The sequence below is a fragment of the Bacillus cereus group sp. BfR-BA-01355 genome (assembly GCF_022663675.1).
In the GTDB taxonomy this organism is placed as follows: Bacteria; Bacillota; Bacilli; order Bacillales; family Bacillaceae_G; genus Bacillus_A; species Bacillus_A thuringiensis_S.
The window spans coordinates 1-3047 of the sequence record NZ_JAKUFY010000225.1; the positions used below are offsets into that span (position 1 = coordinate 1).

Sequence of the window (3047 nt, forward strand, 5' to 3'; positions counted from 1 at the left end):
TCCGCCTGAAAAAACTGTAATTCTGTCACCTTCTCGTAAACCATTTAATCTTCTTCGCCCTTCAAGATTTCTCAGTTCTCTTACTTCCTCACGTCTTCTTCTTCGATTTCTATTACATACATTACATTCACATCTACGTTCAAACGACATTTAACATACCCCCTTTTCCCTAAAAAATTTATTTGCATTATATATTATGAAAGAATTAAAATAATTGATTAGACTTACTTCCTCTATCAAACATCCAATTAACTAATTTATCAAAAAATAACTAATTTTAACAATTGTACAAGCCATTTTGTATTACTTGCATACATTAACAATGAGATGATTAACATCTTACTATACTCCAAATCCCAAATTACCTGTTCGTTAACTATCTTTAAAAAATAGAAAAAGGTCAGTTTTCAACTGTCCTTTTTTCTTATTTACAAACAAATATATTTTGGAAATTAAACAACCTTTACTAATAAATACATATATTATATAGTGCTCCAACACACTGCTAAATAAAACTCCACTAACAAAGAAAGAACTTATTTTCTATCTGTCAAGAATTTAGGTTCTTTTTTTATCTTTTTATCTCCAATTATGTTAATAACTAGTTTTAAGTTCCCTTCCATATAATCGATTCTATGCTCTATCCTTCACCATGAGGGTTGCTCTCACACCCTCAAAGAACTTTTACAGTATGAAAGCTAGGATTCAGCAACTCCACCTGTGGTATCAACACAATTCTTTTTAATTATTTACCGGGTTCGCTACACGAAACGAACATCTCTAGCAGAATCTCGTAAGATATTTAAAGAGCAGAAACTTTGAAATTCTTTAACAAATAGTTGTAATTCATCAGATACAGAAATAGACATACAAAAACGCCATCCTTTCCTATGATTCTACAGAAAGTATAGCGCTTTTTTGTTATATTACTATAAAAATATTATGGATTATGTGGCGATGCCCTATAGTAACCCTACTGAGAATGAATCCTGCCGATTGACTTGGATTTTTAACTCTTTGTTATTGAAAATATAGTCCCATTTTTTTCGAAAGAAAATAAAAAAAGGGGTTCCGCTTATGTGAAGATTATTTATCTAGTATTGAGCATTTAATAATTATGATAAGTACAAGCATCTTAAGGAGGTATGTACGTAAACGAAAAACATGTTTTTTGAGAAGAGCAGCATTTGATTCGAATTTACTGGGTCCTACATTATCACCTATCCCTCCATTCACTTTACCCACGGGGCCAACAGGGCCTACTGGAGTTACACCAGTATTCGGAATTCGGAATGCTCAATACTGATTCAGTTACAGATATTCCAATATTAGCTAATGCAAATATAGACTTTACAGTGACAGGACCTTTTAGTGGCGTTATATTAAGTACTGCTGATAATTCAATAACGATTGGTAGTGCTGGTGTATATGCTGTAACGTTTTCCACAGGGGTTAGTTTATTTGGAGAAGATTCAGGAATTCTTATTATGAATTTTATAATAAACGATACTGTTAATCTTCTTTTTCAAATATAAATCGATTTGGATCAGGGCAATAGAATTATGGCATCAAAAACAGTTTTACTTTCATTAAACCAAGGTGATATTCTTCGAGTATTAATTAGACTTTCTGCTGAACCTGTTTTTATTGGTGAGACATTATTTGTTATTAAAAAAGCTGCCACTCCTATTACTAAAAAATCCTATCGGTATATGACATGAGCTCATTTTGGAAAATTCCTTGTCAAAAAGAAGCATATATGACAAGGAGGACATATTTTAAACTATATTCCATTGGAAAGGTGCGGAAACATATATGAATTTACATTACAAAAAAAATTTCATTATAACAAGTACGCCTTATTTCCCACATATTAATTTATCAGGACTTCCCGAAGTAACAAGAATATCTTCATGCTTTCCTAAAACTTCAAAAACAAAAAAAATACCAAAATCCCTCAAATCAAAAACATTGTGTTTTAGGCAATTTATAAAGCATGAAATCCAGTTGGTTCCTCCTGCGAAAAAAGGAACCATTAAAGTTGATAGACAAATATTTACTATGATTGAAAAGGTTTGTCCAGAGGTAGTCACTATTTCGGGATTTATCCGCAAGACTATTACTTATACAGCTTTAGCTTTTAACAAGGTAATTCCCAACTATAGAATCCAAGGTGACGTTCCCTTTCAAGGTCTTATAGAATCAAAAGACATTAAAGAGGAGCATCAATTTAGCATCATCGAAGAAAAAATACTCGGCAATATTTTGACACGTGAAGCTAACTTTGAAAATCCAAAGAAATTTCAGGTATACAAATCACCATTTGCTTTCAATTTTATAGAAAAAGATGCTATAAAAGTTTCTATAAAAATGAGTACTTAGTAATTTCACATTCTCTTATCTTGAATATGAAATTAGCTCATTACAAAGAATAATTTTGCAATTACTGTTCTTTCTAACATAACTTATTATCTGTTGAAAAAGTATTTTCAATATCTTATGTAGAATTTTAAATAATTATTTTGTTTGAAAAAATAAGTAAAGTAGATGTATTTGACTCTGATAGTGCAACGTTTATTTAACTTACTATGAATTTAAATAATACTAGGGGGAATTTTCAGAGTTAATGAACGATTCAATAAAAAAAGGATGATTAACAGTTGCAGAAACTAGAACAAATACCGAGGATGGTTATATTGGTACAACTCATACATGGTTTGTAAACCCCAAATATTATGTGCTGCTCTCCAAAAGAGCGAGTAAGTAGATAAATCCACTCAAAAAATCTATAAAAACCACTTAAAAATCCTGTAGCTGAATATAATGAAAAATATATGTTATCAATTTAAAGGATAATATTTGTAGACCTACACAACAAATCTTTACACAAACATTATTTGATATTCAACTTGAAGGAATTAAAAGAAGGGATACATTACCTTTATATTTATTTAAAAAAGTGCAACATCTATTGCACTTTTTTTAAAACTAAAAATCATGAACTTTTTTACCAATGTTTGCGATGAAAGCAAATAAAACATTTACAA

General features: G+C 30.3%; 3 protein-coding genes and 2 pseudogenes. 4 read left to right on the top strand and 1 reads right to left on the bottom strand.

Annotated features, from left to right (window positions below; all coding sequences use genetic code 11):
* Positions 1-1117 precede the first annotated feature (1117 nt).
* Positions 1118-1216: pseudogene (locus tag MR167_RS33790) on the top strand (hypothetical protein); the annotation flags it as partial.
* Here the strand turns inward: MR167_RS33790 and MR167_RS33795 are convergent.
* Positions 1183-1272 (bottom strand): annotated as a pseudogene (locus tag MR167_RS33795) (glutamine synthetase); the annotation flags it as partial. The pseudogenes MR167_RS33790 and MR167_RS33795 overlap by 34 nt on opposite strands.
* Before the next feature lie 20 nt (positions 1273-1292).
* Between MR167_RS33795 and MR167_RS31070 the strand changes: the two are divergent.
* From MR167_RS31070 to MR167_RS31080, 3 genes are all read left to right on the top strand, one after another.
* Positions 1293-1535, top strand: a complete 243-nt coding sequence (locus tag MR167_RS31070) for a hypothetical protein (protein WP_242316206.1) — start codon at positions 1293-1295, stop codon at positions 1533-1535.
* 27 nt (positions 1536-1562) lie between these two features.
* A complete protein-coding gene (locus tag MR167_RS31075; RefSeq protein ID WP_242316207.1) occupies positions 1563-1721 on the top strand; it encodes a hypothetical protein in 159 nt (52 codons plus the stop codon).
* A gap of 94 nt (positions 1722-1815) precedes the next feature.
* The gene (locus tag MR167_RS31080) at positions 1816-2382 is read left to right on the top strand and encodes a hypothetical protein (RefSeq protein ID WP_242316208.1); all 567 of its coding nucleotides are present in this window, start codon (positions 1816-1818) and stop codon (positions 2380-2382) included.
* Positions 2383-3047 lie beyond the last annotated feature (665 nt).

Coding starts and splice junctions, on each gene's coding strand:
- MR167_RS31070 (WP_242316206.1), top strand. CDS start 1,293: ATGCTCAATACTGATTCAGTTACAGATATTCCAATATTAGCTAATGCA.
- MR167_RS31075 (WP_242316207.1), top strand. CDS start 1,563: ATGGCATCAAAAACAGTTTTACTTTCATTAAACCAAGGTGATATTCTT.
- MR167_RS31080 (WP_242316208.1), top strand. CDS start 1,816: ATGAATTTACATTACAAAAAAAATTTCATTATAACAAGTACGCCTTAT.